The sequence below is a fragment of the Flavonifractor sp. An92 genome (genome assembly GCF_002159175.1).
Classification (GTDB): domain Bacteria; phylum Bacillota; class Clostridia; order Oscillospirales; family Oscillospiraceae; genus Pseudoflavonifractor_A.
The window spans coordinates 1-26129 of the sequence record NZ_NFGZ01000027.1; the positions used below are offsets into that span (position 1 = coordinate 1).

General features: G+C 63.4%; 25 protein-coding genes, 2 tRNA genes and 2 rRNA genes. 23 read left to right on the forward strand and 6 right to left on the reverse strand.

The window, feature by feature from the left end; genetic code table 11:
• The 3 genes from rrf (B5G43_RS13890) to B5G43_RS13900 all read left to right on the forward strand — a co-directional run.
• Window positions 1-107: ribosomal RNA gene (gene rrf / locus B5G43_RS13890) — 5S ribosomal RNA — on the forward strand; the annotation flags it as partial.
• Between the two features lie 37 nt (window positions 108-144).
• Window positions 145-260: ribosomal RNA gene (rrf, locus tag B5G43_RS13895) — 5S ribosomal RNA — on the forward strand.
• Window positions 261-320: 60 nt separating this feature from the next.
• Window positions 321-650 (forward strand): cupin domain-containing protein, encoded by a 330-nt coding sequence (locus tag B5G43_RS13900; protein WP_087262401.1) that lies wholly within the window; start codon window positions 321-323, stop codon window positions 648-650.
• 39 nt (window positions 651-689) lie between these two features.
• Here B5G43_RS13900 and B5G43_RS13905 read toward each other — a convergent pair whose 3' ends face one another.
• On the reverse strand, window positions 690-2060 hold the full coding sequence (locus B5G43_RS13905) for an MATE family efflux transporter (RefSeq protein WP_087262403.1): 1371 nt from the start codon (window positions 2058-2060) through the stop codon (window positions 690-692).
• A gap of 171 nt (window positions 2061-2231) precedes the next feature.
• On the opposite strand from B5G43_RS13905, the gene B5G43_RS13910 reads away from it, so the two are divergent.
• Complete coding sequence (locus B5G43_RS13910; protein WP_087262405.1) at window positions 2232-3422, forward strand: ATP-binding protein; 1191 nt, start codon at window positions 2232-2234, stop codon at window positions 3420-3422.
• A gap of 44 nt (window positions 3423-3466) precedes the next feature.
• On the opposite strand, the gene B5G43_RS13915 is transcribed toward B5G43_RS13910, so the two are convergent.
• Window positions 3467-3832 carry a metal-dependent transcriptional regulator gene (locus tag B5G43_RS13915; protein WP_087262407.1) on the reverse strand — a complete coding sequence of 122 codons (366 nt, stop codon included), beginning with the start codon at window positions 3830-3832 and terminating at the stop codon, window positions 3467-3469.
• 202 nt (window positions 3833-4034) lie between these two features.
• On the opposite strand from B5G43_RS13915, the gene B5G43_RS13920 reads away from it, so the two are divergent.
• The 6 genes from B5G43_RS13920 (at window position 4035) to B5G43_RS13945 (ending at window position 8531) form a co-directional block, all read left to right on the forward strand.
• A complete protein-coding gene (locus B5G43_RS13920) occupies window positions 4035-4244 on the forward strand; it encodes a FeoA family protein (protein WP_087262408.1) in 210 nt (69 codons plus the stop codon).
• A gap of 45 nt (window positions 4245-4289) precedes the next feature.
• On the forward strand, window positions 4290-4511 hold the full coding sequence (locus tag B5G43_RS13925) for a ferrous iron transport protein A (RefSeq protein WP_087262410.1): 222 nt from the start codon (window positions 4290-4292) through the stop codon (window positions 4509-4511).
• 66 nt (window positions 4512-4577) lie between these two features.
• Window positions 4578-6758 carry a ferrous iron transport protein B gene (feoB, locus tag B5G43_RS13930; RefSeq protein ID WP_087262412.1) on the forward strand — a complete coding sequence of 727 codons (2181 nt, stop codon included), beginning with the start codon at window positions 4578-4580 and terminating at the stop codon, window positions 6756-6758.
• A gap of 33 nt (window positions 6759-6791) precedes the next feature.
• Window positions 6792-6953, forward strand: coding sequence for a FeoB-associated Cys-rich membrane protein (locus B5G43_RS13935; protein WP_140397592.1), 162 nt, complete (start codon window positions 6792-6794; stop codon window positions 6951-6953).
• Window positions 6954-7075: 122 nt separating this feature from the next.
• Window positions 7076-8290 carry a GTP-binding protein gene (locus B5G43_RS13940; RefSeq protein ID WP_140397591.1) on the forward strand — a complete coding sequence of 405 codons (1215 nt, stop codon included), beginning with the start codon at window positions 7076-7078 and terminating at the stop codon, window positions 8288-8290.
• Between the two features lie 10 nt (window positions 8291-8300).
• Entirely contained in the window at window positions 8301-8531 is a 231-nt protein-coding gene (locus B5G43_RS13945; RefSeq protein WP_087262414.1) for a thioredoxin family protein, read from the forward strand.
• A gap of 49 nt (window positions 8532-8580) precedes the next feature.
• On the opposite strand, the gene B5G43_RS13950 is transcribed toward B5G43_RS13945, so the two are convergent.
• Genes B5G43_RS13950 through B5G43_RS13965 form a run of 4 tightly spaced genes read right to left on the reverse strand, consistent with a single transcriptional unit; the run spans window position 8581 to window position 11846 of the window.
• Entirely contained in the window at window positions 8581-10062 is a 1482-nt protein-coding gene (locus B5G43_RS13950) for a HAMP domain-containing sensor histidine kinase (protein ID WP_087262466.1), read from the reverse strand.
• A gap of 22 nt (window positions 10063-10084) precedes the next feature.
• Complete coding sequence (locus B5G43_RS13955; RefSeq protein WP_087262416.1) at window positions 10085-10579, reverse strand: hypothetical protein; 495 nt, start codon at window positions 10577-10579, stop codon at window positions 10085-10087.
• Window positions 10580-10592: 13 nt separating this feature from the next.
• Entirely contained in the window at window positions 10593-11279 is a 687-nt protein-coding gene (locus B5G43_RS13960; RefSeq protein WP_087262418.1) for a response regulator transcription factor, read from the reverse strand.
• Window positions 11280-11300: 21 nt separating this feature from the next.
• Window positions 11301-11846 (reverse strand): hypothetical protein, encoded by a 546-nt coding sequence (locus B5G43_RS13965; RefSeq protein ID WP_087262420.1) that lies wholly within the window; start codon window positions 11844-11846, stop codon window positions 11301-11303.
• Window positions 11847-12097: 251 nt separating this feature from the next.
• Between B5G43_RS13965 and B5G43_RS13970 the strand changes: the two genes are divergently transcribed.
• From B5G43_RS13970 to B5G43_RS14030, 13 genes are all read left to right on the forward strand, one after another.
• Window positions 12098-12186: transfer RNA gene (locus B5G43_RS13970), tRNA-Leu, on the forward strand.
• 3 nt (window positions 12187-12189) lie between these two features.
• Window positions 12190-12266, forward strand: a tRNA-Met gene (locus tag B5G43_RS13975).
• 88 nt (window positions 12267-12354) lie between these two features.
• Window positions 12355-13194, forward strand: coding sequence for an EamA family transporter (locus B5G43_RS13980; protein WP_087262422.1), 840 nt, complete (start codon window positions 12355-12357; stop codon window positions 13192-13194).
• 255 nt (window positions 13195-13449) lie between these two features.
• Window positions 13450-14556, forward strand: a complete 1107-nt coding sequence (locus B5G43_RS13985; RefSeq protein WP_242960597.1) for an ROK family transcriptional regulator — start codon at window positions 13450-13452, stop codon at window positions 14554-14556.
• Window positions 14557-14846: 290 nt separating this feature from the next.
• Complete coding sequence (locus B5G43_RS13990; RefSeq protein WP_087262425.1) at window positions 14847-16013, forward strand: sugar-binding protein; 1167 nt, start codon at window positions 14847-14849, stop codon at window positions 16011-16013.
• A gap of 96 nt (window positions 16014-16109) precedes the next feature.
• The gene (locus B5G43_RS13995) at window positions 16110-17651 is read left to right on the forward strand and encodes a sugar ABC transporter ATP-binding protein (RefSeq protein ID WP_087262427.1); all 1542 of its coding nucleotides are present in this window, start codon (window positions 16110-16112) and stop codon (window positions 17649-17651) included.
• 22 nt (window positions 17652-17673) lie between these two features.
• Window positions 17674-18873: a sugar ABC transporter permease gene (locus B5G43_RS14000; RefSeq protein WP_087262429.1), complete on the forward strand. Its 1200-nt coding sequence runs from the start codon at window positions 17674-17676 to the stop codon at window positions 18871-18873.
• An 18-nt stretch (window positions 18874-18891) separates the two neighbouring features.
• Entirely contained in the window at window positions 18892-20367 is a 1476-nt protein-coding gene (xylB, locus tag B5G43_RS14005) for a xylulokinase (RefSeq protein ID WP_087262431.1), read from the forward strand.
• 25 nt (window positions 20368-20392) lie between these two features.
• Complete coding sequence (locus B5G43_RS14010) at window positions 20393-21028, forward strand: DUF4867 family protein (protein WP_087262433.1); 636 nt, start codon at window positions 20393-20395, stop codon at window positions 21026-21028.
• A 32-nt stretch (window positions 21029-21060) separates the two neighbouring features.
• The gene (locus B5G43_RS14015) at window positions 21061-22533 is read left to right on the forward strand and encodes a fucose isomerase (RefSeq protein WP_087262435.1); all 1473 of its coding nucleotides are present in this window, start codon (window positions 21061-21063) and stop codon (window positions 22531-22533) included.
• Between the two features lie 208 nt (window positions 22534-22741).
• Window positions 22742-23584: a cell division protein FtsQ gene (locus B5G43_RS14020; RefSeq protein WP_087262437.1), complete on the forward strand. Its 843-nt coding sequence runs from the start codon at window positions 22742-22744 to the stop codon at window positions 23582-23584.
• Between the two features lies 1 nt (window position 23585).
• A complete protein-coding gene (locus B5G43_RS14025; RefSeq protein ID WP_087262439.1) occupies window positions 23586-25277 on the forward strand; it encodes an ATP-binding cassette domain-containing protein in 1692 nt (563 codons plus the stop codon).
• 14 nt (window positions 25278-25291) lie between these two features.
• Window positions 25292-26116: an energy-coupling factor transporter transmembrane component T gene (locus B5G43_RS14030; protein WP_242960599.1), complete on the forward strand. Its 825-nt coding sequence runs from the start codon at window positions 25292-25294 to the stop codon at window positions 26114-26116.
• Window positions 26117-26129: the final 13 nt, after the last annotated feature.

Genomic DNA, 26129 nt, shown 5'->3' on the forward strand with positions numbered 1-26129 from the left:
GATTGCGGTGAGGGTCCACCCGTTCCCATCCCGAACACGGAAGTTAAGCTCACCTGCGCCGAAGATACTTGTCTGGAGACGGACCGGGAAAATAGGTAATGCCGACACAGAGCTGGACGATTTTCGTCCAGCTCTTTTCACCAAGTTGGTGCTGATTGCAGTGAGGGTCCACCCGTTCCCATCCCGAACACGGAAGTTAAGCTCACTTGCGCTGAAAATACTTGTCTGGAGACGGACCGGGAAAATAAGTAGTGCCAACACAAACGCGGACAGAGCGATCTGTCCGCGTTTTGTCTATCTAGGAAAAAGGAGGACGTAATATGATCCTGAACTTCGAGCAGATGGAAACCAAGGTGCTGGAGCACTTCAACGGCGGCGAGAAGGAATTAAAGGCCAAGATGCAGGTGGACGAGTACAACAAGATCCTGCACGGGACGCTGGCGCCTGGGGCGTCTATCGGCCTGCACACCCACGAGACCAGCAGCGAGATCATCTACATCCTCCAAGGTAAGGGTACCGTGCTCTACGACGGCGCCTATGAGGACGTGGAGGCGGGCGTGTGCCACTACTGCCCCAAGGGCCACAGCCACAGCCTCATCAACAACAGCGACGCCGATCTGGTGTTCTTCGCCGTGGTGCCCAACCAGTAAATGAGAAATCCCCTGCGGAATGATCCGCAGGGGATTTTTTTATGCTTCTTCGGGCGGGAAGCTGTACTTGGCGATCTGCCGGCGCATCCAGTTGCCCCGGCGGTAGTAGATCAGGAACAGGAAGGAGGTGAGCGCCCAGGTGATGGGGTAGCTCAGCAGCAGGGTGTCCAGTGTGTTGTGGAAGGGGAGTACCGTGAAGATCCACACCACACGGAGAACACACACGCCGCCGCAGGTGAGGAGCATGGGCTTGATGGAGTCGCCCGTGCCACGGATGGTGGCCGAGAGGATCTCGATGAGGATAAAGGTGCAGTAGAAGGGAGCCATCATCCACACCATCCGGGAGCCGATCTCCAGCACCTCCAGGTCGCTGGAGAAGATGCGCAGCAGCGGATGGGAGAACACACAGAACACTACGCTGCAGAGCAGCGTGATGACCAGCAGCATGCCCGCGCCCACCCAGGTGCCGCGGCGCACCCGCCGGTACTTCTGAGCGCCGAAGTTCTGTCCCACAAAGGTGGTGAGGGCCACGCCCATGGCGCCGGAGCCCAGCCAGTAGAAGGCATCCAGCTTGGACAGCGCCGTCCAGGCTGCCACGGTGTTGGTGCCGAAGGAGTTGATGCAGGCCTGGATGAGGATGTTGGACAGGGTGTACATGTCCGACTGGAGCCCGGTGGGGAGCCCGATGCGCACCACCGACTTGAGGATGTCCCCGTGGAAGCGGATCTCCCGCCACTTGAGGAAGAAGATGGAGCCCGGGTGGCACAGCACGATCATCACCAGCACCGCGCTCACCACCTGGGAGAGCACTGTGGCCAGCGCCACACCGAATACCTCCAGCCCCAGCACCACCACAAACAGCAGGTCCAGCACGATGTTGGTCAGGCACGCGGCGATGAGGAAGTAGAGAGGCCGCTTGCTGTCACCCACCGCCCGCAGGATGCTGGAGCCGATGTTATAGAGGAAGGACGCGATGGAGCCCAGGAAGTAAATGCGCAGATAGGTGACCGCGTAGTCCATGACCTCCGTGGGGGTGCCCATGGCGGCCAGCAGCGGCTGGGAGAGCAGCACGCCCAGCACCATCACCGCCACGCCGGCGGCCAGCGCCAGCGCCACCGAGGTGTGGACCGTCCGGCGGACCTCATCCACCCGCCCGGCGCCGTAGTACTGGGCCACGATCACCGTGGCGCCCGAGGAGAGTCCCACAAAGAGGTTCACCAGAAAGTTGATGAGCGCAGCGGTGGGGCCGCCCACCGCTGCCAGCGCGGCTTTTCCCACAAAGTTTCCCACAATGATGGCGTCCACCGTGTTGTACAGCTGCTGAAAAAAAGTCCCCAACAGAATGGGGAAAAAGAAGGTCAGCAGCGGGCGCAGAATGGAGCCCTCCGTGATGCGATTTTCCACGACCATCCCCCTCTCAGCGACAAAAAAACTGCATCTGTCCTAAGTGGAAGGATACCCGAAAGTAGTACGGAAGTCAAGCGTTGACAGCGGAAAGCGGGGGGACTACAATGAATTTCAACCGGCGAGGCGGCATCCGCCGCGGACCGGGCAGAAAGGAAGGACAAGACCGTGGATTGGATGGAACTGCGGTGCGCCCTGCGGGGCGTCTCCGCCTATAAGCATTTGATGGATGCGCCGGTGATGGCGCTGGTGCAGAAGCTGCTGGACGCATTGAGCGCCGGACGGGGCGAGGAGGCCCTGGAGAGCTATACCCGGCTGTTTTATACCTTGAAGGAGGAGGGCAGCCAGAGCCTGGGCTCCTGGCTCCACGACGCCCTGCGCTACCAGGAGTCGCCCTATGCCCGCATGGTAGAGAAGGGCCCCGAGGACCCTGTGCTCACCAGCGCCGCCCGGCGGGACATCGAGACCCTGTCCGCCCTGGCCCGGCTGGAGTGCCGCGGCCTCACCGAAGCCCTGGCGGCCTGCCTGCCCGAGGGCTTCCGGGGCGTGGTGGAGGGCCTGCCCCAGTGGGTCAGTGGGGAGGACTTCTCCTTTGAGGAGCTCACCGACTTCTACCGGGCCAACGGCTCCGGGCGCTTCGCCCAGTATCACGCCTTCCTGTGGGAGAGCGGCCAGCTCTGGCCGGTGGCCGACCCGGACAGCCCCAAGCCCGAGGAGATGCTGGGCTATGAGCGGCAGCGGGACCAGGTCATCGCCAACACCCGGGCTATGCTGGAGGGGAAGCTGGTGAACAACGTGCTGCTCTACGGCGACAGCGGCACCGGCAAGTCCGCCACCGTGAAGTCCCTGCTGTCCCTGCCCGGGTTCGAGGATCTGCGGCTCATCGAGGTGCAGAAGGAGGAGCTGGGGGACCTGCCCGACCTGATCCGCACCCTGGCGGGCCGGCGGCGGAAGTTCATCCTCTTCATCGACGACCTGGCCTTCGACCAGGACGACCGGACCTATTCGGCCCTGAAAACCATCCTGGAGGGCGGCCTGGAGCGCCGCCCCGCCAACGTGGCCATCTACGCCACCTCCAACCGCCGCCACCTGGTGCGGCAGACCTTCTCCGACCGGGCAGGGGACGAGGTGGACGCCTTCGAGACCATCCAGGAAAAAACCTCGCTGTCCGAGCGCTTCGGCCTGCGCATCCCCTATCTGGCCCTCAACAAGGCCGACTTCCTGGATATGGTGGAGCGCATGGCTGCCCTCTACGGCGTGGAGATGGACCGGGAGGAGCTGCGCGCCGGCGCCGTGCGCTGGGAGATGCACCACCCCGGCCGGACCCCCCGTGTGGCCCGGCAGTTCATCGCCAGCCTGGCCCTGTAAACCGAAAAAACCGCCGGAGCGGGATTTCCCGCTCCGGCGGTTTTTCAGTTGCCGGAAATATGGGCCTTGAGCTTCTGAAAGGTCTCGTCGCTGACGTCGTGCTCGATGCGGCAGGCGTCGGCGGCGGCGGTCTCGGGGGAGACGCCCAGGCGGATCAGCCACTGGGTAAAGAGCTGATGGCGCTCATAAATGCGGGAGGCGATCTCATGGCCGGCTTCAGTCAGCTCGATATAGCCCTCCTTGTCCATGGTGATGTAGCCGTTTTCCCGCAGGAGGCTCATGGCCCGGCTGACGCTGGGCTTGGAGAATTCCAGGTGGTGCACGATGTCGATGGAGCGGACCGCGCCCTTCTCCTCCTTCAGAGCCAGAATGCTTTCCAGATAGTTTTCGGCGGATTCCTGTATCTTCATCCAGCTGCTCCTTCTGTCCGATGCGACATGTCTTATCAGAGTATACTATTTCTATTTTAGCATAAAGGGACAAGTGAGACAAGACAAAGAAATTTTTCCAGTTAGCCATTGACAACTAAGGTTAGCTGTGGTAAACTAACGCCGTTCCAAGAGAGTTAGATAGAACTAACTTCATGACCTGAAGGATGGGAGTGTTATGGCAATGCCGCTGACGATGGTATCGGCCGGGGTGGAGACCACGGTGAAAAAGGTGGGCGGAAAGGATGAGATCCGCCGCTTTCTGGGCAATCTGGGCTTCGTGGAGGGGACGCCGGTGACGGTGATCTCCCAGATGGGGGGCAACCTCATCGTCCATGTGAAGGACACCCGGGTGGCGCTGAGCATGGGCATGGCCAACCGGATCCTGGTCTGAGCACGTCCGAAGGACGTGTTTTGGTGTGTGGAAGGAGATGCAACGATGGGAACGCTGAGAGATGTCAAGTGCGGCCAGACCGTGACCGTGCGGAAGCTGACCGGGGAGGGCGCGCTGCGCCGCCGGATCATGGACATGGGCCTGACGAAGGGGACTTCCGTCTATGTGCGCAAGGTGGCCCCGCTGGGAGACCCGGTGGAGATCACCGTCCGCGGCTATGAGTTGTCGATCCGCAAGGGGGATGCCGAAAACATCCTGGTGGATTGACGCTCTTTTTTGCCCTGGAGTTAGCGTACAACAACCGCGAAGGCGGTGGAAGAGGAGGAACATAACATGATCACAATTGCCCTTGCCGGCAATCCCAACTGTGGTAAGACCACCATGTTCAATGCCCTGACCGGCTCCAATCAATTCGTAGGCAACTGGCCGGGCGTGACGGTAGAGAAGAAAGAGGGCCGCCTGAAGGGCCGGAAGGATGTCACCATCACCGACCTGCCCGGCATCTACTCCCTCTCGCCCTACACCCTGGAGGAAGTGGTGGCCCGCAATTACCTCATCCAGGAGAAGCCGGACGTCATCCTGAACCTGGTGGACGCGTCCAACATCGAGCGGAACCTGTACCTCACCACCCAGCTCATGGAGCTGGGCATCCCAGTGGTGATCGCACTGAATATGATGGATGTGGTCCGCCGCCAGGGGGACTCCATCGACGTGAAAAAGCTCTCCGCCGCCCTGGGCTGTCCGGTGGTGGAGACCTCCGCCATCAAGAACGAGGGCTGCCTGGAGGCCGCGGGCGAGGCCGCCAAGTCCGCCGCCCTGGGGAAGCACTTCGCCCGGCAGCACACCTTTGGCGATGAGGTGGAGGGGGTCCTCACCAAAATCGAGGAGCTGGTGTCCGGCCAGGTGCCGGAGGAAAACGCCCGGTGGTTTGCCGTCAAGCTCTTCGAGCGGGACGAGAAGGTGCTGGAATCCCTGGACCTGGGCCAGACCCAGCGCCTGCGTCTGGAGGAGCTCATCAAGGGCTGCGAGGATGCCATGGACGACGACAGCGAGTCCATCATCACCAACGAGCGCTACACCTACATCGCCCAGCTGGTCTCCCGCTGCGTGAAAAAGACCCAGCGGGGCCTCTCCACCTCCGACAAGATCGACCGCATCGTCACCAACCGGGTGCTGGCCCTGCCCATTTTCGCGGGGGTCATGTTCCTGGTCTACGCCATCGCCATGGGCGGCTGGGATATTTCCATCGGCCGTGTGGCCACCGACTGGGCCAACGATGTGCTCTTCGGCGTGTGGGTCCCCGGCTTCTTTGACCGCTTCCTCCTGAACGCCGCCGGCGACCCCATCGTGGCCGACTGGCTCTACGGCCTCATCCAGAACGGCATCGTGGCCGGTGTGGGCGCGGTGCTGGGCTTCGTGCCCCAGCTGCTGGTGCTGTCCCTCCTGCTGTGCATCCTGGAGGACATCGGCTACATGGCCCGCGTGGCCTTCATCATGGACCGGATCTTCCGCCGCTTCGGCCTGTCCGGCAAGTCCTTCATCCCCATGCTGGTGGCCACCGGCTGCGGCGTGCCCGGCATCATGGCCTCCCGCACCATTGAGCAGGACCGGGACCGCAAGATGACCATCATGACCACCGGCTTCATCCCCTGCGGCGCAAAAATGCCTATCATCGGCATGTTCGCCGGCGCCATCTTCGGCGGCTCCGCCCTGGTGGCCGTGTCCGCCTTCTTCATCGGCATCGGCGCCGTCATCCTCTCGGGCATCATGCTCAAGAAGTTCAAGATGTTCGCCGGGGAGCCCGCTCCCTTTGTCATGGAGCTGCCCCCCTACCACGTCCCCAACCCCGGTAATGTCCTCCGGGGCACCTGGGAGCGGGGCTGGTCCTTCATCAAGCGGGCCGGCACCGTGATTCTCCTCTCCTCCATCGTCCTCTGGTTCCTCCAGGGCTACGGTTTCGTGGACGGCGTGTTCCAGGCCGTGGAGGACAACAACCACTCCCTGCTGGCCGCCATCGGCAGCGGCGTGGCGGTGATTTTCCAGCCCCTGGGCTTCGGCCACTGGCAGGCCGCCGTGGCCACCCTCACCGGCCTCATCGCCAAGGAGGAAGTGGTCAACACCTACGGCGTGGTGTACAACTTCGCCGGGGAGCTCAGCGAGACCGGCGACGAGATCTGGAGCATGCTGGCGCTGGACTTCACCGCCCTGTCGGCCTACTCCTTCATGATCTTCAACCTCCTGTGCGCCCCCTGCTTCGCCGCCATGGGCGCCATCAAGCGGGAGATGAACAACACCAAGTGGACCCTGGGCGCCATCGGCTACATGTGTCTGCTGGCCTATGTGATCTCCCTCATCGTCTACCAGCTGGGCGGCCTCATCACCGGCGAGGTGGCTTTCAACCCCTTCACCGTGGTGGCCTTCCTGCTGCTGGCCGGGATCGTGTATCTCCTGTTCCGCAAGGGCTACCAGGGCGAGAGCTGCCGCCTGCGGGCCGTGGAGGCCGTCCGGGCCTGATCCCCTGACATCGTAAGGAAAGGAGGGCATACCATGCCCGAAAGTTTGATTCCCACCGTCATCGTCTCTCTTCTGCTGCTGGGCGTGGTGGCCCTGGCCATCCGCCACCTGTGGAAAGAGCACAAAAAGGGCGGCTGTTCCGGCTGCAGCGGGAGCTGCTCCGGCTGCTGCCACTGCCACGAACACACCCACTGAGCACAGCCCCTCTCCCGGAACTGGGAGGGGGGCTGATTTTTCGGTTACACATTGACAAATGCAAATCTATCAGTTAATATAGGGCTGAACAAAACCCGCAAGGGAGGAGAGGGGGAGCGGATATGGCCCAACAGGAGGCGCTCTTTGCAGCGCTGGGGGACGAGGTCCGCCTGCAGGTGCTGGAGGCCCTGGACCGGGGCCCCTGGGCGCTGGAGGCTCTGGCGGAGAGCCTGGGGCTGGCGGCAGAGGCGGTCCAGGCCCATCTGGAGGTGCTGGCGGGCTGCGGCCTGGCGGCCAGAGGGCCCGCGGGCTGGGCGCTGGCCGACGGAGGGCGCAGCGCGGTGAAGGGCCTGGCCCAGACCCTGCGGCCCAGACGATACACGCCCCCCGCGGAAGGAGAATCTGTCTTGGAGAAAAAGAAACTCTATGTGCTCACCGGGTTCCTGGGCTCGGGTAAGACCACCGTGCTCCTGCATCTGCTGCGGGGGATGGAGGGCAAGCGCATCGGTATCATCCAGAACGAGTTCGGCAAGCTGAGCATCGACGGCGAGATTTTGCGCCGCGACGGCATCACCATGACCGAGATCAGCCGGGGCTCCATCTTCTGCTCCTGTCTGAAGCTCAACTTCGTCCAGGCCCTGGCCGAGATGGGCCAGCAGGACCTGGAGTACGTCTTTGTGGAGAGCTCCGGTCTGGCCGACCCCTCCAACATCGAGGAGATCCTGGAGGCCGTGAAGGTGCTGGCCGGGGACGTGTACGAGCTCAAGGGGGTGCTGTGCCTCATCGACGGCGAGCAGTTCCTGGAGCAGCTCTCCGACGTGGCCACGGTGGACCGGCAGCTGGCCCACTGCCACCTGGCCATCGTGAACAAGGCCGATCTCATCGACGAGGAGCAGCTGGGCCGGGTGCTGGAGGCCATTCGCGGGGTGAACCCCCGCTGCGCCGTGCAGGTGTGCGCCAACGGCGCGGTGGATTTTTCCTTCCTGGAGGAGGACCTGATGGCCCTCCAGTGGGCCGGGTGCGAGGACAGCCTCAACAGCCCCGACAACAAGCCCAAGACCCTCTCCCTCACCGCCCCTGGCGTGGTGCCCAAGGAGAAGCTGGAGGACTTCCTGCAGGCGGTCCTCCCCCAGTGCTACCGCATCAAGGGCTTTTTCCTCCTGGAGGACGGCTGGAACCAGGTGGACGTGGTGGGCAAGCGCATCGACTACAAGCCCGCCCCCGAAAAGGAGGAGTCCCATCTGGTGTTCCTCTCCAAGGTGGGCATTCAGGTCATCCGCACCATCGACCAGGCCTGGCGCGAGCGGGTGGGCCTGCCCATGAAACTGCACAACTGAGGTGAGAACGGTGGAAATCAAAGTCATCGGCGCGGGCTGCGACAGCTGCGGCGCCCTCTACGACCACACCCTGGAGGCGGTGAAGCGCCTGGGGCTGGACGTCAAGGTGGAAAAGGTGGACGATCTGGTGGAGATCGTGAAGCTGGGGGTCATGCAGGTCCCCGCCCTCATGGTGGACGGGAAGGTCGTCGCCGCCGGACAGGTCCTCTCGGTGGATAAAGTCTGTAAGCTTCTGAAGTAACAAACAAGCCCGCCGCGCTGCTGAACGCAGTGCGGCGGGCGCTGTTTTCTTACGCGGCGGGGTGGTTCTGGTCCTTGCTGGGGCGGCTGGCGGCGTGGTCCAGCGGGAGCACCACCGTCATGCGGGTGCCCACCCCCACCCAGGAGGCTACCTCGAACCAGCCCCCGTGCCGCTCCACGATCCACTTGGCGATGGCCAGCCCCAGGCCGGTGCCGCCGGTCTGGCGGGTGCGGCTCTCGTCGGTGCGGTAGAAGCGGTCGAAGATGTGGGGGAGGGAGGCGGCGTCGATGCCCTGGCCCTCGTCCTGCACGGACAGGCGGGCGGTGTCCCCCCGGCGGCGCACCGACAGGGTGATGCGTCCCCCGGCGGGGGTGTACTTGATGGCGTTGTCCACCAGGATGCGCAGGGCCTGCTTGGTGAGTCCCACGTCGGCCTGTACCGGCACCGCCTCCTGCCAGTCGGCGGAGAAGCGGTGGGTCTGGTCGATCATCTCGGTCTCCTTGAATACCTCAGCGGCCACGGCGGTGAGGTCGAAGGTCTCCATCTCAATGTGCATGGAGTCGTTGTCTCCCCGGGCCAGGAAGAGAAGCTGTTCCACCAGCTCCTTCATGGAGTCGGCCTCGCCCCGGATGGCGTCAATGGCCTCCTGCCGGGTCTCCGGGTCGTCCTTGCCCCAGCGGTTGAGGAGGTTGGCATAGCCCTGGATGACGGCGATGGGGGTGCGCAGCTCATGGCTGGCGTCAGAGACGAAGCGCATCTGGGAGCGGTAGGCGGCGTTGATGCGGTCCAGCATGGCGTTGATGGCGGCGGCCAGGGTCTGGAGCTCCTTCTGGGTGCCGGGCACCGAGATGCGCCGGTCCAAGTGGGTGGCGTTGATCTGGTCCAGCTTGCCCGCCAGGGCTTGTAACTCCTCCGGGGACATGGCGCTGCCGCTGCCCAGGGTCCGGGCGGCGGCGGCCAGCTCCTGGATGGGCTTGAGGGTTTTGCGGATGGTGCCGGCGTTTTTGAAGAGGTTGCACAGGAGCGACAGGGCCTGACACACCAGCAGAATCCGCAGCGCCAGGCTCATCACCCCCACCGGACCCTGGATGTCCAGCGTGATGGCGTAGGGCTCCCCGGCGGCAGTGGTCAGCTCCACGGTGTACACCGCCCGGGTGACCTGGGGACCGCTGCCGGTGGCGAAGCCTCCGTGGAAGTCCAGGGTGTGCCGGGCGTCCTCCAGGCCCTCCAGCGGGGAGAAGAAGGGATAGACATAGCCCTCCGGGTCCCGATCCAGGGCGGTGATGGTGTAGTCCCCGGCGGCCATCCAGGCGGAGGTCTCGGCGGAGGGGATGCCCCGCTCATCTACGAGAGCGGCCAGGTCGGCGCACTGGTGCTCCGCCCAGAAGAGAAGCCCGCCCAGACTCAGGGCGATAAGCAGCAGGTCCATCCCCAGGTAGATGCCCAAAAGGCGGAAGAAGAGCCGGGTGTTGAGCCGCAGCACGATGGAGGACTTCAGACGCCCGGCCGAGCGTTGGGATGTATTGGACATGGGCATTGCCCCTTCCTGTTCGTCATTGTGCCCGGAGCCAGTTCAGCACCGGCTCCAGCTGCTGGGGCTCCACCCAGTCGGCCCCGTGGAGGAGAGCCTCCTGAGCGGCCAGGTCGGCCTCGGTCGCCGGGGCCTTCCGGGTGAGAAGGGCTTTCATGGGGGTCATCATCACCTTGGACAGGCCCCGCAGTTTTTCCGGCGCGTAGCCGCCCCGGAGGTAGAAATGGGGGGTGTTCTCCAGGTGGTTGGAGGCGGTCACCTTGGCCAGACCTGCGGCGTCTCCCTCCATCATGCCCACCGGACACACCGCCGCCACCCGGTAGCGGCTCCGGGCCCGGCGCAGACCCACGATGGAGCCGGCCCGCAGCCAGCCCAGATAGAGCACCGCGCTGCCTGAGGGCGGCCCCTCCGGCTCCCGCAGGTCGTAGGCGGGCAGGTCGGCGGCCTGGGAGAGCAGCGCGGCGTACCGGGCAGTGAAGCCGGTGCCGCTGGTGTAGACGATGGCGCTGGGGCGCATGGCAGTCTCCTCCTTAGGCCTGTTCCCGGATGACGTAGCCGACACCCCGGACGGTGTGGATGAATTTCTCCCCAAAGGGCTCCTCCAGCTTGGCCCGGAGGAAGCGGATATACACATCCACGGCATTGGTCTCACCGGCGTAGTCAAAGCCCCACACATGGTCCAGCAGAGACTCCCGAGAGATCACCTTCTCCTTGTTTTCCAGCAGATAGTGCAGCAGGTCGAACTCCCGCCGGGTCAGTTCCACCCCGGTGCCCTGGACGGTGACGGCGTGGCGGTCCACATCCATCACCAGCCCGGCCACCCGCAGGGTGTTGGAGGGCTGGGCGGCGGCGGTGCGCTTGCGCAGGGCGGCCCGGATGCGGGCCAGCAGCTCCTCAATGGCGAAGGGCTTGGTGATGTAGTCGTCCGCCCCCGAGTCCAGGCCGGACACCTTGTCCACCACCGTGTCCCGGGCGGTGAGCATGATGACGGGGAGGGCGTCGTTCTCCCGGCGCAGGCGGCGCAGCACCTCCATGCCCGAGAGGGCCGGGAGCATGATGTCCAGCAGCACCAGGTCGAACTGCCCGCTCAGGGCCTGTTCCAGCCCGGTGCGGCCATCAAAGGCCTTCTCCACCTCGTAGCCCTCATAGCGCAGCTCCAGCTCCACCATGCGGGCCAGCTTTTCCTCGTCCTCCACCAGCAGGATCCGCTCTGCCATGTTCCCATTCCTCCAAGCTGTTCAAGATCGTTTTTTGCGCCCTGTTTTCAGGTCCTCGATGGCGTCGGCCACCGCGCCCAGTACATCGTTGACCGCCTTGCGGTCCAGATCCGGCCCGGCGCAGCGGTACCGGCACCCCAGCAGCAGCCCCAGAATCAGAAGCGGGGCCACGATGCGGAACACCGCCGCCACCGCGATGACCAGGATCAGAAGGGGCACGGCGGTGAGGAGCTGGCCCTTGCGCCAGATCTCCACCTGGTTGCCCACCCGCGGGTCCAAGATATGCAGGATGGCCCGCACGCCCTCCCGCAGGCGCCTGGCATAGCCCGGCTCGCCGTGTTCCGGCTCGGGCTCAGGTGCCTGGGCGTCGCCGGAGGGGGGAGGGGCCTGCCCCGGGCGGGTGGAGTAGGTGCCGCCCCGGCCGGAGGAGATCCGCCCCTGCCGCTCCAGATCCAGCAGCGTGTCCAGCAGGCTCCCGTCATGGGCGGCCAGCAGCCGGGCGGCCTCCTCCCGGGACAGGTCCGCCTCCTGGCGCAGCCGCGCCGCGCGCTCCTGTGTGGCATCCATGGTGATCCCTCCTCTCCCATTGGTAGCTCCAGTATATCCGCTTCCGGCCAAAGGGGCCTTTAGTGCGGGTTAAAATATCATTAAAAATCCTCCCGCACATTGTACAACACAACCCGCCGCGGTGCAAGCTGAGCGGGCTCGGCCCGGGCGGAGCGGCGTGTGAAAAAAATTTTTCAAGAAAAGCTTGACAAGGGGTATCAGATATGGTATTCTATTCTAGCACTCAGCGAGATGCATGTGAAACCGGATATGCCGGAGTGGCGGAATTGGTAGACGCCCGGGACTTAAAATCCTGTGGGACTCAAATCCCGTGCCGGTTCGACCCCGGTCTCCGGCACCATATCGCGGGATAGAGCAGCTTGGTAGCTCGTCGGGCTCATAACCCGGAGGTCGGAGGTTCAAATCCTCCTCCCGCAACCAGAAAAAGTACCGCAATCCAAAGGATTGCGGTACTTTTTTGCCTTGACCGTATTGTGTGTCATTCGAAAAGAGAGAAAGGGGCCCACACATGCTGTTCCTGTTACTGGCCATCCTGTTCAGCTCCATGCTGTCCATCGTCCTGAAATATCTGAACTCCGACCGCCCGTATGGAGTCTTTTTGGTCAACTACATCGTCTGCGGGCTGCTGGCCTTTGCCGCCATGGAGCCGAAAGTGCTCTGCAGCGGTGATCTCACCCCATGCTGGCTGGGAGCGATCACTGGCCTGATCTACCTGGCGGCCCTGGCCGCCAACGGCTACAGCATCCATAAAAACGGCGCCATCCTCTCCTCGGTGTTCACCCGCCTGGGGGTGCTGGTGCCCATTCTGGTGTCCGTGACCCTGTTTGGCGAGCGTCCCACCATTCTGCAGGGACTGGGCGTGGCGCTGGCCGTGGCGGCGGCCGTACTGATGAACGGCCGCCCCGGGAGCGGGAAGAAAACGTCCGAAGAACACAAGGTGTACCTGCTGCCGCTGATCCTGGCCCTGCTGCTCAACGGAAGCAGCGACACCATGTCCAAGGTATTTACCCAGCTGGGCCGCCGGCAGGACGATGGGCTCTTTATGTTCTACATCTTCGTGTTCGCCGGACTGGCCACGCTGGTGCTGCTGGTCAAGAGACGCCAGGCACTGACGAGAAAGGATGTTTTTTGGGGCGTTCTGGTGGGCATTCCCAACTTCGTCTCCTCCCGGCTCCTTCTGGCCGCCCTGACCAAGCTGCCCGCCTTCCTGGTCTACCCGTGCTACAGCGTGGGGGTGATTTTGGTCATCAGCGTGGCCAGCTTCTTCCTGTTCCGGGAGCGGCTGAACCGCTGCCAGATGGGAGCGGCCGGGATGATCCTGGGGGCCCTGGTGCTGCTCAACCTGTGAGCGATGCCGGACGATACCCGGCTGAGGCGGCTGTTTCGGGGCGGTAGCGTGAAAAAAGTGCCGTGGCAGGCGGACACTTCTTGCCGGAAAGAGGTGTCCGCAGTATAATAGAACAAACCTGTGGCGCCGAGAGATTCCTGATAAGATATAGTGACCTTTTGTTGTATTCGAGCCACGGATATGGTATATTATATTAAGAACTTTTATAAAAGTTAGGTGTGAAAGTAAGTGAGTAAACCGGCTACGCTTTCTACTGTGGAGGTACGCAAGCAGAATCGGAACCGGGTCTACCGGCATCTGATTGCTCTGCCTGAACCCATCACCAAGCAGGATCTGGCGTATCAGTTGTCCATGAGCTTGCCGACTCTTACGCAGAATATGAGGGAATTGGCCCAGGCCGGGCTGATCGGCAGCACCGGCACCACGGATTCCACCGGTGGGAGACGGCCGAAGCTGATCGCGGCCATTCCGGACGCCCGCTATGCCGTTGGGATCGAGCTGACCAGCGGACATATCCGCATGGTGGCGGTGGACATTCAGCAGAATGAGCTGGCCTTCCAGGTCCTGAACCAGAGCTTTGAGAATACCGAGGAGTATGGCCGCCGCCTGCTGTCGCTGCTGGAGCACTTCCTGAGCGAGCACGAGCTGAAGGCGGACAAGCTCCTGGGGGTGGGGCTGACCCTGCCCGGGATCATCAGCGCCGACCAGAGCACCATTGAATATGCCCCCACCATGGGGATCCGGGAACCTACCGAGAACCGGATCACTGCGCCCTTTTCCTACCCGCACCGGCTGGACAACGACGCCACCTGCGGCGGTTTTGGCGAGTGGTGGAACAAGCCGAACCGGGAGAATATGGCCTATCTCTCCCTGGGCCGCGGCGTGGGCGGAGCCATTTTGATGGGCGGGAGGCTGTATGCGGGGGAAAACCACCGCTCGGCGGAATTCGGCCATATGTGCATCCATCCCGGCGGGCGGCTGTGCGACTGTGGGCGGCGGGGGTGTCTGGAGGCCTACTGCTCCTCGGCGCGGCTCTCCACCGACCTGGACCTGACGCTGGATGAGTTTTTTGCGGAATTGCAGAACGGGAACGAGAGCTACCAGCACCGCTGGGAGGAATATCTGAACGACCTGGCGGCGGCACTGAGCAACATCCATATCATGCTGGACTGTGATGTGGTCATCGGCGGTTCGGTCTCTCAGTATCTGCCGGCGTATGAGGAGCGGCTCCGCGCGAAAATCCGGGCGCAGGACCCGATGACAAGCCAGGGCGAGTATTTCCACTTCTGCCGCAACCACAGCAAGACCAACTGCGTAGGCGCAGCGGTCCGATTCATCAGCGACTTTATTGAAACAGTTTGACCCGAGTGATTGCGCGGCCCCATGGAAATCATGGGGCCGCGCTTTTTTTATGCCCAGACAGAGGAGAGACGGAAAAGTATACCGAAAAGTTTAGAGTCAAAATAGCAAAAAAATGAGGAGCGGTTTTGTTGCACCTGCTGAATGTGAAAAATGTATGAAGGGACCATTGACAAATAAAGTTATTTTGGCTAATATAGCAGTAAGTTAAGAGAAGTAATTTTACAAAAGTTATTTCTCATAGTGAGGCACATGGGCACAACCCAGACCGCCGGTTTACGGCGGGAGGGTAAATGAAAAAACGAGTTCTTGCACTGGCTCTCTCCGCGACCATGGCTCTGTCTCTGACCGCCTGCGGCGGCGGCACCAGCACCAGCAGCAACCCTCCCGCTGACGGCAGCACCGCGCCCGAGGGCGGCGGCACCCAGAAGATCGGCATTTCCATGCCCACCCAGTCTCTGGAGCGCTGGAACCGCGACGGTTCCTACCTGGACCAGCAGTTCAAGGACGCGGGCTATGAGACCATCCTCACCTACTCCGACAACGACACCAACCGCCAGGTCAACGACATCCAGAACATGATCGCCGAGGATGTGGACCTTCTGGTGGTGGCCGCCATCGACGGCGAGGCGCTGAACACCGTCATGAACGAGGCCGGCGAGGCGGGCATCCCCATCATCGACTATGACCGTCTGATCATGAACGACAACGTCTCCTACTATGTGTCCTTCGACAACTACACCGTGGGCACCCTCCAGGGCCAGTATGTGGTGGACACCCTGGATCTGGACAACGCCGCCGGCCCCTTCAACATGGAGTTCACCGCCGGTGACCCCGCCGACAACAACGCCGGCTACTTCTTCCAGGGCGCGGTGGACGTGCTCCAGCCCTACATCGACTCCGGCAAGCTGAACGTGGTCTCCGGTCAGACCGACTTTGACACCGTGGCCACCGACAAGTGGGACACCCAGACCGCTCTGGAGCGCGCCCAGAACGTGCTGGCCTCCTACTACGCTGACGGCACTCAGGTGGACGTGTGGCTCTGCTCCAACGACTCCACCGCTCTGGGCGTGACCCAGGCCATCCAGTCCGACTACGCCGGCTCCAACCAGCCCATCATCACCGGCCAGGACGGCGACGAGGCCAACCTGAAGAACATCGTGGACAGCCTGCAGTCCATGACCGTCTATAAGGCCGTGGCCAACGAGGCCGTGGTCACCCTGGATCTGGGCAAGGCCATCTTGAACGGCGACACCATCGACGAGAGCCTGATCAGCGCCTCCGGCTGGGAGTTTGACTGCTCCTTCGACACCGAGTCCTACTCCACCTCCGACGGCCACAACTGCCCCTCCTTCCTGCTGGTGCCCGACGTGGTCACCAAGGACAACATGATGGAGAAGCTGGTGGACACCGGTTACTACACCCAGGACGCCGACGGTTACCTCCATCCCGCGGCCTGATCCAAAGCAAAATTTCCGTTTAGTTCAGCCAATGGGCGGGGCACTCTGCCCCGCCCATTCTGCTGAGCGGCAGAGGTCGAAAGGAGGAACAACTCTTTGTCAAAGTATATTCTGGAGATGAAAAACATCACCAAGGAGTTCCCGGGCGTGAAGGCGCTGGACAACGTGAACCTCCAGGTGGAGCCGGGCGAGATCCACGCGCTGATCGGCGAGAACGGCGCGGGCAAGTCCACCCTGATGAACGTGCTCTCGGGCACCTATCCCGTCGGGTCCTACTCGGGTGAGATCTACTACGAGGGCAAGCTCTGCCAGTTCAAGACCCAGAAGGACAGCGAGGCGGTGGGCATCGTCATCATCCACCAGGAGCTGGCCCTCATCCCGCTGCTCTCCATTGGTGAGAACATGTTCCTGGGCAATGAGATCCGCACCAAGGCGGGCTTCATCGACTGGAACAAGACCTATTATGAGGCCGAGCGCCACATGAAGCAGGTGGGCCTCAACGAGTCGGCCCAGACCCTGGTCAAGGACATCGGCACCGGCAAGCAGCAGCTGGTGGAGATCGCCAAGGCGTTTTCCAAGAAGGTGAAGCTCCTCATTCTGGACGAGCCCACCTCGTCCCTCAACGATGAGGACGCCAAGATGCTGCTGGACCTGCTCATAGAGTTCAAAAAGCAGGGCCTGACCTCCATCATCATCACCCACAAGCTCAACGAGATCATCTACTGCGCCGACAAGGCCACCATCATCCGGGACGGCTCCACCATCGAGACCCTGGTCAAGGGCGTGGACGAGTTCAGCGAGGACCGCATCATCAAGGGCATGGTGGGCCGGCCCATCGAGGACCGCTATCCCAAGCGGGAGCACAATGTCCAGGAGGAGGTCAGCTTCGAGGTGCGCAACTGGACCGTGCACCATCCCCTGTACCCCGAGCGGGTGGTGGACGACCACGTCTCCTTCCACGTCCACAAGGGCGAGGTGGTGGGCTTCTCCGGCCTCCAGGGCGCCGGGCGGACCGAGCTGGCCATGTCCATCTTCGGCCGCAGCTACGGGACGGACATCTCCGGCGAGGTCTACCTCAACGGGGAGCGGGTCCAGCTGAAGAACACCGAGGACGCCATCCGCCACAAGCTGGCCTATGTCACCGAGGACCGCAAGACCAACGGCCTCATCCTGGGAGAGTCCATCCGCTTCAACACCACCTTGGCCCGGCTGGACAAGGTCTGCGACCGGGGCGTCATCGACCGGGACCGGGAGGTCAAGGTGGCCGAGGACATCAAGGAGGAGATGGGCACCAAGACTCCCACCATCGAGCAGCACATCGGCAACCTCTCCGGCGGCAATCAGCAGAAGGCGCTGCTGGGCAAGTGGATGTTCACCGAGCCCGATGTGCTCATCCTGGATGAGCCCACCCGCGGCATCGACGTGGGCGCCAAATACGACATCTACTGTCTCATCAACGATATGGTCAGCCGGGGCAAGTCGGTGGTCATGATCTCCTCGGAGCTGCCGGAGCTGCTGGGCATGTGCGACCGGATCTACGTCATGAACGAGGGCCGGCTGCTGGCCGAGGTCAACGCGGCGGAGGCCACCCAGGAGAGCATCATGGGTTACATCATCCGGGATACGGCGAAGTCTTGATAAGGAAGGAGCAGGTACAGCCATGAATGGTACCGTAATCAGAAATTCTCATAAGCGGACCTCGCGGGGGGTCGTCAATTTCCTGACCAAATATGCCATGGTCATCGCCCTTGTGGTGGTGTTCATCCTCTTTGCCTTTCTCACCGACTGGCGTCTGCTGTACGCCCAGAACATGTCCAACCTGATGCTGCAAAACGGCTATGTGCTGGTCATGGCCTGCGGTATGCTGCTGTGTATCCTCACCGGCGGCAACATCGACCTGTCCATCGGCTCGGTGATCTGTCTGGTGGGCGGCCTGGCCGCGGTGATGATCACCAACGCCTCCATGAATCCCATTCTGACCATCGTGATCTGCCTGGCCGTGGGCTTGCTGGTGGGCGTGTGGCAGGGCTACTGGATCGGCTACGTGCGCATCCCGCCCTTCATCACCACCCTGGGCGGCATGTTCGTGTTCCGCGGCATCGGTCGTCTGGTGCTGGACAACAAGACCGTGGCCATTCAGGATTCTACCTTCCTGAACATCTTCACCGCCTACATCAAGATCCCCGGCCTGGACGACGGGGAGACGGTCTGGTCGGCCCTCATCGTGGGCGTGGTGGCCGCGCTCCTGGTGATCCTTAACACCGTGAAAAACCGCCGCGAGCGGGCCAAGAACGGCTATCGCCAGAACAAGGCGGTGTGGGACTACCTGAAGTCCGGCCTCATCGCCGCGCTGATCCTCTACTACTGCTACCTGCTCAGCCAGTACCGGGGCATCTCGGTCATGCTGGTGTGGGTGCTGGCCATCTGCCTCATCTACAACTTCATCACCGCCAAGACCGCCTTTGGCCGGTACTTCTACGCGGTGGGCGGCAACGAGAAGGCCACCAAGCTCTCCGGCATCAACACCGACAAGATCTACTTCATTGCCTACGCCAACATGGGCCTGCTGGCCGGCCTGTGCGGCCTGCTGAATGCCGCCCGGGTGGGCTCGGTCAACGGCTCCACCGGCACCTCCTTTGAGATGGACGCCATCGGCGCCTGCTTCATCGGCGGCGCGTCCGCCTACGGCGGCAGCGGCACCGTGGGCGGCGTGGTCATCGGCGCGCTGCTGCTGGGCGTCATCAATATGGGCATGTCCATCATGGGCATCGGCGACTCCTGGCAGTATGTGGTCAAGGGCGGCGTGCTGCTGGTGGCGGTCATCTTCGACGTGGTGACCAGCCGCAAGTCCGGCAAGTAACGGCATCGGGAGGAAGCTATGCTGTACATTGGAATCGATCTGGGTACCTCCGCCGTCAAGCTCCTGCTGATGGACGGGGAGGGGACCATCTGCAATCAGATCTCGCGGGAATACCCCCTGGAATTCCCCCGGCCCGGCTGGAGCCAGCAGGACCCGGAGGACTGGAAACGCGCAGTGCTGGAGGGCATTGGCACCCTGCTGGAGGGCTTTGACAAGTCCCAGGTGGCGGGCATCGGCGCCGGCGGGCAGATGCACGGGCTGGTGGTGCTGGACGAGCACGACCAGGTGATCCGCCCGGCCATCCTGTGGAACGACGGCCGCACCGCCGAGGAGGTGGAGTACCTCAACGGCGTGGTGGGGAAGGAGAAGCTCTCTGCCCTCACCGCCAACATCGCCTTCGCCGGCTTCACCGCCCCAAAACTTCTGTGGATGAAGAAGCACGAGCCGGAGCACTTCGCCCGCATCCGTAAGATCATGCTCCCCAAGGATTACATCAATTACATCCTCACCGGGGTCCACTGCACCGACTGCTCCGACGCCAGCGGTATGCTGCTGCTGGATGTGGAGCACCGGTGCTGGAGCCGGGAGATGCTGGAGATTTGCGGCATCACCGAGGACCAGATGCCCCGGCTCTTTGAGAGCTATGAGCCGGTGGGGACCCTCCGTCCGGAGCTGGCCCAGCAGCTGGGCCTCCCCGGGAATGTGGTGGTCTGCGCCGGGGCGGGGGACAACGCCGCCGCCGCCGTGGGCACCGGCACCGTGGGGGAGGGGGCCTGCAACCTGTCCATGGGCACCTCGGGCACCCTCTTCATCTCCAGCCAGCACTTTGGCGTGGACCCCAACAATGCCCTCCACGCCTTCGCCCACGCCGACGGGCACTACCACCTGATGGGGTGCATGCTCTCGGCGGCCAGCTGCAACCAGTGGTGGATGGACCGCATTCTGGGCTCCTCCGACTACGCCGGGGCCCAGGCGGCCATTGACCGGGAAAAGCTGGGGGAGAACCACGTCTATTTCCTGCCCTATCTGATGGGGGAGCGCTCCCCCATCAACGACACCAACGCCCGGGGCGCCTTTGTGGGCATGACCATGGACACCACCCGGGCCGACCTCACCCAGGCGGTGCTGGAGGGCGTGGCCTTTGCCATCCGGGACAGCCTGGAGGTGGCCCGCTCCCTGGGGCTGGACATCCGGCGCAGCAAGCTCTGCGGCGGCGGCGCCAAGAGCCCCCTGTGGCGGGAGATCCTGGCCAACGTGCTCAACGTGACGCTGGAGCTCCCCGCCTCGGAGCAGGGGCCCGGCATGGGCGGGGCCATGCTGGCCATGGTGGCCTGCGGGGCCTACCCCTCGGTGGAGGCGGTGTGCGACCACCTGGTGCGGGTGTCCGAGACCGTGGAGCCCGATCCGGAGCGGTCGGCCCGGTATGAGGCCCGCTATCAGCAGTTCCGCCAGATCTATCCCGCGCTGAAAAATGTCTACCCGCAGCTGCTGTAATGTGGAAAGGGAGAGGTGACAAACCATGCTGATCCATTCTGTCTTTGATCCCGACTTTGCCCCCTATGGCAAGGTGCTGGAGGGCTATGACACCGCCGCTCTGACGGACACCTTAACGGCCGTGACCCCCCTGCCCGAGGGAGTGGACTATGTGCCCTCCCAGCCGGAGCTGGAGGCCCTGCCCATCGCCGGGCAGTTTGCCTCCAACGCCTACGGCGGCATGCCCATCCAGCTGGGGTGGTGCAATGGCCACAATACCAAACTCAACTGCCTGGAGTACCACCGGGACAGCGAGCTGAACATCGGCTCGGAGGACTTTATCCTCCTGGTGGCCCGGGAGGACGATATCATCGACGGCCGCCTGAACACCGCCCGGGTAAAGGCCTTCCGGGCCCCCGCCGGAGCGGTGGTGGAGGTGTACGCCACCACGCTGCACTACGCCCCCTGCTCCGCTTCCAAGGGCGCCGGGTTCCGGGTGGTCATCGTGCTGCCCCGTGGCACCAACGGCCCCAAGCCCGCCATGACGCCCCTCAACGGGGAGGACGAGACCCTGTGGGCCTGCAACAAGTGGCTGCTGGCCCACGCCGAGAGCAGCGAGGCCGCCCAGGGCGCGCCCGTACGTCTGGACGGTGTGAATGTGGATCTTGCCGCTGAACTGTAAGCGATACATTCTTGAAAAGAGAGGTTTTTGCTATGTTTACCAATCTTCCTGAGGTCAAACTGGGCATCATTGCCGTGTCCCGCGACTGTTTCCCCATCGCCCTGTCCACCCAGCGCCGTCAGAACATCGTGGCCGCCTACGGCGAGGGCCTTTACGAGTGCCCCGTCACCGTGGAGAATGAGGCCGACGCCCTGAAGGCCCTGGACGACGTGAAGGCCCACGGGGTCAACGCCCTGGTGGTGTTCCTGGGCAACTTCGGACCCGAGACCCCCGAGACCCTCCTGTGCCAGAAGTTTGACGGCCCCACCATGTACGTGGCCGCCGCCGAGGGTGACGGCGACCTCATCAACGGCCGGGGCGACGCCTACTGCGGCGTACTCAACTGCTCCTACAATCTGGGCATGCGCCACCTGAAGGCCTACCTGCCCGAGTACCCGGTGGGCACTGCGGAGGAGTGCGCCGACATGATCCGGGAGTTCGTCCCCGTCGCCCGTGCCATTCTCGGCGTCAAGAATCTGAAGATCATCACCTTCGGGCCCCGTCCCCAGGACTTCTTCGCCTGCAACGCCCCCATTAAGGGCCTCTATGAGCTGGGCGTCGAGGTGGAGGAGAACTCCGAGCTGGACCTGCTGGTGGCCTACAAGGCCCACGCCGGGGACCCGCGCATCCCCGAGGTGGTGGCCGACATGAAGGCGGAGATGGGCGAGCGGACCTATCCGGACCTGCTGGAGCGGATGGCGCAGTTTGAGCTGACCCTGCTGGACTGGGCCGAGCAGCACAAGGGCGCCCGGCAGTATGTGGCCTTCGCCGACAAGTGCTGGCCCGCCTTCCCCGAGCAGTTCGGCTTTGAGCCCTGCTATGTGAACTCCCGTCTGGCCGCCCGGGGTATCCCCGTGGCCTGCGAGGTGGACATTTACGGCGCGCTGAGCGAGTACATCGGCGCCTGCATCACCGGCGACGCAGTTACCCTGCTGGACATCAACAACTCCGTGCCCAAGTACATCTACGACGTGGACATCGCCGGCAAGTTCGACTACGACATTAAGGACACCTTCATGGGCTTCCACTGCGGCAACACCCCCAGCTGCAAGATGTGCGCTGGCTGCGCGGTGAAGTATCAGCTCATCCAGAACCGCCTGCTGGAGAACGGCGGTACCCCCGACTTTACCCGCGGCACCCTGGAGGGCGACATCGCCCCCGGCGCCATCACCTTCTACCGCCTGCAGTGCGACAGCGAGGGCAACCTGCGCTCCTACATCGCCCAGGGCGAGGTGCTGCCGGTGGCCACCCGCTCCTTCGGCGGCATCGGCATCTTCGCCATCCCCGAGATGGGCCGCTTCTACCGCCACGTCCTCATCCAGAAGCGCTATCCCCACCACGGCGCGGTGGCCTTCGCCCACTGCGGCAAGGCGCTCTTTGAGGTGTTCAAGTACTTCGGCATCGCCGATATCGCCTACAACCAGCCCAAGAGCCTGCCCTATCCCACTGAAAACCCCTTCGCGTAAGGAGATCGTCTGCGTCCAGACGGAAGACACTGTAAGCAGAAAAAGTACCGCGATCCATTGGATTGCGGTACTTTTTTGCGTTGCCGGCGGAAATGACTGAAATGAAAATTAAATTACATTTTACAAAGCGGTGCATGCTATATTTACATTCCGGTGTTACACTGTGCTTGTGTTGTGAGAGACACCAAACATCGGGAGGAATCAAGTTATGCGTACCATCCAAAAAACGTCTGCCACCCAATCGCAGAAGCTGATGATCTTTGTCCTGTCCATGTCCCTGTACGGACTGGCCACCCTGTTCACCGAACTGATCCCCAAATTCCAGGTGGGTCTGGTGGAATTCTCGGTGGAATTTTTCCTGTTCATCCCGCTGACCCTGGCCATGCTCTTTGATCCCCTGTCCGCCGCCCTGGGCGCGGCCACCGGCGAGCTGGTGTTCAGCGAGATCATGCTGGGCCAGTTCGGCGGCCTGGGCGAGCTGGAGAAGTTCCTGACGGTCACCATCGGCGTGTACCTGGCCGGCCGTCTGGTGAAGGACCCCCGGAACCGGACCATGGTGGGTCTGGCCGCCATCACCGGCACCGCCGCCCAGCTCTTCATGGGCATGGTGGTGGACGTCGTCAAGGTCCAGCTGGCCGTGGAGGACTTTGAGGCGGTGGAGGGCCTGCCCGAGAGCGTCTTTGCCACCGAGGGCTTCGCCTTCCTCAACGACCTGCTCTTCTCCGGCATTCTCTTCTGCCTGCTGCCCACCCTCTACCTGGTGCCCCGGCTGTACGGCAAGATCGAGCCCCTGCTGGGCATGGCCCCCCGCACCGCCGAGAGCCCCGTGGCCGGCCTGAGCCCCAAGATCCTGGCAGGGTGCGCCGTGGCCTTCCTCTGCGCCGTCGCGGCGGAGCTGGCCGCCACCGCCGGCATGTCCCTCATCGACTGGGAGGCCGAGTGGGCCGAGAGCGGTACCGCCCTGGCGATCGGCATGGTGTGCGCCGCCGCTCTGGCGGTGGCCGCGCTGCTGGTCATCCGGAAGAACAGCGAAAGGAACGTGGCCTGCTGATATGAACGCGGTTGAGATCGACAGCCTGACCTACACCTATCCAGGCGCCTCTCAGCCCACCCTGAACGGCATTTCGCTCCGGATCGAGCAAGGGGACTTCCTGGCGGTCGTTGGAAACAACGGCTGCGGGAAGTCCACTTTGTGTAAGGTCCTCAACGGTCTGATCCCCCATTTCATCACGGGGCAGTTCGAGGGAGCGGTTCGGGTGGAGGGGCAGGACACCCTGGAGAGCGACGTGGGCGCTCTGGCCCGGAAGGTGGGCTATGTCTACCAGGACTTTGAAAACCAGATCGTCCGCCCCACGGTGCTGGACGACGCCTCCTATGCCTGCCTGAACTACGCCCTGCCGGACTACCGGGAGCGGGGGCGGGAGGCCCTGAGGCAGTGCGGCCTGGAGGGCCGGGAGGAGGAGTATGTCTGGCAGCTCTCCGGCGGCCAGACCCATCTGCTGGCCCTGGCGGGGGCGGTGTCCCTGCGGCCGGACGTGCTCATTCTGGACGAGCCCATTGCCCAGCTGGACCCCATGCACGCCGACCGCATCTATGAGGTGCTGCGCGCCCTTAACGAGGAGCAGGGCAAGACCATCATCGTCATCGAGCACCACACCGAGTACATCGCCGACTACTGCAAGCACGTCCTTCTGATGAAGGACGGCCAGGTGCAGTGGCTCCTGCCCACCCGGGAGGCGCTCCAGCGGGTGGAGGAGCTGGAGGCGTGCAACATTTTCCCGCCCCAGGTCACCCAGGCGGCCCACCGCCTGCGCGCCATGGGGGTCCTGCCCGCCGGGGCGCCTCTGCCCACCACGGTGGAGGAGGGAAAACGGGCCTTTGCCGCGCTGAAGCTTCACCCCCAGGGCGCCGCTCCGGCGGCGGAGCGGGCGGGGGAGACGGCGGTCTCCCTGAAGCAGGTCTCCCTGTCCTACCGCTCGGTAAAGGGGGAGCCCCGCACCATCTTCGACGGCCTGGACCTGGACATCCGCCGGGGCGAGCGGGTGGCCCTCATCGGCTCCAACGGGGCGGGCAAATCCACCCTGATGAAGCTGATGGTGGGACTGTTGAAGCCCAAGAGCGGCACGGTGTCCCTCTTCGGGGCGAACATCGGCGAGAAGCGGGCGGAGGACCTGTCCCGCCAGATCTCCCTGGTCTACCAGAACCCGGAGGAGATGTTCATCAAGGACTCGGTCCGCGCCGACATCGCCTACGCCATGCAGGTGCGGGGCGTGCCGGACTGGGAGACGCGCACCGACGCCCTGCTGGAGCGCTTCCGCCTCACCGGGCTCCAAGACCGGGACGGACGGCTCCTGTCCGGCGGACAGATGCGCCGGGGGAGCCTGGCCATCGGCGTGGCCCTGGAGCCGGGCATCCTCCTCCTGGATGAGCCCACCGCCAACCTGGACATTGCCACCCGCCGGGAGATCCTGGGGGTGCTGGAGGACATGCAGGACCTCATTCAGACCGCCGTCATCGCCACCCACGACATGCAGCTGGTGTGCCAGTGGGCCCAGCGGATCATCGTGCTCTGCGGCGGCAAGGTGGTGGCCGACGGCAGCCGGGACGAGATCTTCGCCCGCCCGGAGCTGGCCGGGCAGGTGGGCATCCGGCCCCCGGAGATCTTCACCATGGCCCGGGCCCTAAACCCGGATGCGCGCTGTTATACCATCGACGCGTTTACGCGCTGTTTTGGGGAGGCATAGAGGTGGAAAAGGTCATGAATAAACTCTCGGAGAACCTGTTGGACAAATTCTCCATGGATTTTCTCCGCAATCAGGTGCTGAAAAACGCCTACGGCAACGACGACACCGTCATCGCCGGCCTGGACCCCCGGGTCCTCATCGCCTGGTATCTCTTCTTCGGCGTGGTGCCCTGGTTCGTCCAGGACCTCCCCTTTCTGTTGGGGTGCTTCCTGCTGGTGATGGTCACCACCCTGCTGGCCCGGGTGGCCGGACTGGTGCTCTTCCTTTTTGCCGTGGGCGTCTTTTCCCAGACCGGCTATCTCTTCCTGGCCACCCTGCTCTTCGGCGGGGACGCCTCGGCGGTGGCTCCGCTGCTGGTCCTCACCCTGAAGGTGGCCACCATCTCCTTGGCCTCGGTGACCGTGTTCTCCGGACTGGACCCGGACCGGCTCAGCAACGGCCTGATGTGGTACGGCTGTCCCGAGCGGCTGAGCTTTTCCATCTCCTACGCCTACCGGATGCTGCCCATGCTGATGGAGGAGTTTCAGAACGTGCTCCTCTCCTACCGCCTGCGGGGCAATCCCCCGGCCCATGACACCCTTTTGGGCAAGGTGCGCTATCTCATCTACCAGGTGCGGATCGTGGTGGAGTCCTTTTATCCCCTGATGCTCAACACCGCCAAGCGCTCCCGCACCACGGTGGAGGCGCTGGAGCTGCGGGGCTACCGCTACGCCGCCGCCGACAAGGCGGTGAAGAAGATCCGCCTCTCGGCGCTGAAGGTGACCTGGAACGACCTGCTCTTCCTGGCCCTGTCCGCCCTGTGGACGGCTCTGGCGGCCCTGTGCGCCGCCCTGCTGTGATCGAAAGAAGGTT

Coding starts and splice junctions, on each gene's coding strand:
- B5G43_RS13900 (WP_087262401.1), top strand. CDS start 321: ATGATCCTGAACTTCGAGCAGATGGAAACCAAGGTGCTGGAGCACTTC.
- B5G43_RS13905 (WP_087262403.1), bottom strand. CDS start 2,060: ATGGTCGTGGAAAATCGCATCACGGAGGGCTCCATTCTGCGCCCGCTG.
- B5G43_RS13910 (WP_087262405.1), top strand. CDS start 2,232: ATGGAACTGCGGTGCGCCCTGCGGGGCGTCTCCGCCTATAAGCATTTG.
- B5G43_RS13915 (WP_087262407.1), bottom strand. CDS start 3,832: ATGAAGATACAGGAATCCGCCGAAAACTATCTGGAAAGCATTCTGGCT.
- B5G43_RS13920 (WP_087262408.1), top strand. CDS start 4,035: ATGCCGCTGACGATGGTATCGGCCGGGGTGGAGACCACGGTGAAAAAG.
- B5G43_RS13925 (WP_087262410.1), top strand. CDS start 4,290: ATGGGAACGCTGAGAGATGTCAAGTGCGGCCAGACCGTGACCGTGCGG.
- feoB (WP_087262412.1), top strand. CDS start 4,578: ATGATCACAATTGCCCTTGCCGGCAATCCCAACTGTGGTAAGACCACC.
- B5G43_RS13935 (WP_140397592.1), top strand. CDS start 6,792: ATGCCCGAAAGTTTGATTCCCACCGTCATCGTCTCTCTTCTGCTGCTG.
- B5G43_RS13940 (WP_140397591.1), top strand. CDS start 7,076: ATGGCCCAACAGGAGGCGCTCTTTGCAGCGCTGGGGGACGAGGTCCGC.
- B5G43_RS13950 (WP_087262466.1), bottom strand. CDS start 10,062: ATGTCCAATACATCCCAACGCTCGGCCGGGCGTCTGAAGTCCTCCATC.
- B5G43_RS13955 (WP_087262416.1), bottom strand. CDS start 10,579: ATGCGCCCCAGCGCCATCGTCTACACCAGCGGCACCGGCTTCACTGCC.
- B5G43_RS13960 (WP_087262418.1), bottom strand. CDS start 11,279: ATGGCAGAGCGGATCCTGCTGGTGGAGGACGAGGAAAAGCTGGCCCGC.
- B5G43_RS13965 (WP_087262420.1), bottom strand. CDS start 11,846: ATGGATGCCACACAGGAGCGCGCGGCGCGGCTGCGCCAGGAGGCGGAC.
- B5G43_RS13980 (WP_087262422.1), top strand. CDS start 12,355: ATGCTGTTCCTGTTACTGGCCATCCTGTTCAGCTCCATGCTGTCCATC.
- B5G43_RS13990 (WP_087262425.1), top strand. CDS start 14,847: ATGAAAAAACGAGTTCTTGCACTGGCTCTCTCCGCGACCATGGCTCTG.
- B5G43_RS14000 (WP_087262429.1), top strand. CDS start 17,674: ATGAATGGTACCGTAATCAGAAATTCTCATAAGCGGACCTCGCGGGGG.
- xylB (WP_087262431.1), top strand. CDS start 18,892: ATGCTGTACATTGGAATCGATCTGGGTACCTCCGCCGTCAAGCTCCTG.
- B5G43_RS14010 (WP_087262433.1), top strand. CDS start 20,393: ATGCTGATCCATTCTGTCTTTGATCCCGACTTTGCCCCCTATGGCAAG.
- B5G43_RS14015 (WP_087262435.1), top strand. CDS start 21,061: ATGTTTACCAATCTTCCTGAGGTCAAACTGGGCATCATTGCCGTGTCC.
- B5G43_RS14020 (WP_087262437.1), top strand. CDS start 22,742: ATGCGTACCATCCAAAAAACGTCTGCCACCCAATCGCAGAAGCTGATG.
- B5G43_RS14025 (WP_087262439.1), top strand. CDS start 23,586: ATGAACGCGGTTGAGATCGACAGCCTGACCTACACCTATCCAGGCGCC.
- B5G43_RS14030 (WP_242960599.1), top strand. CDS start 25,292: ATGAATAAACTCTCGGAGAACCTGTTGGACAAATTCTCCATGGATTTT.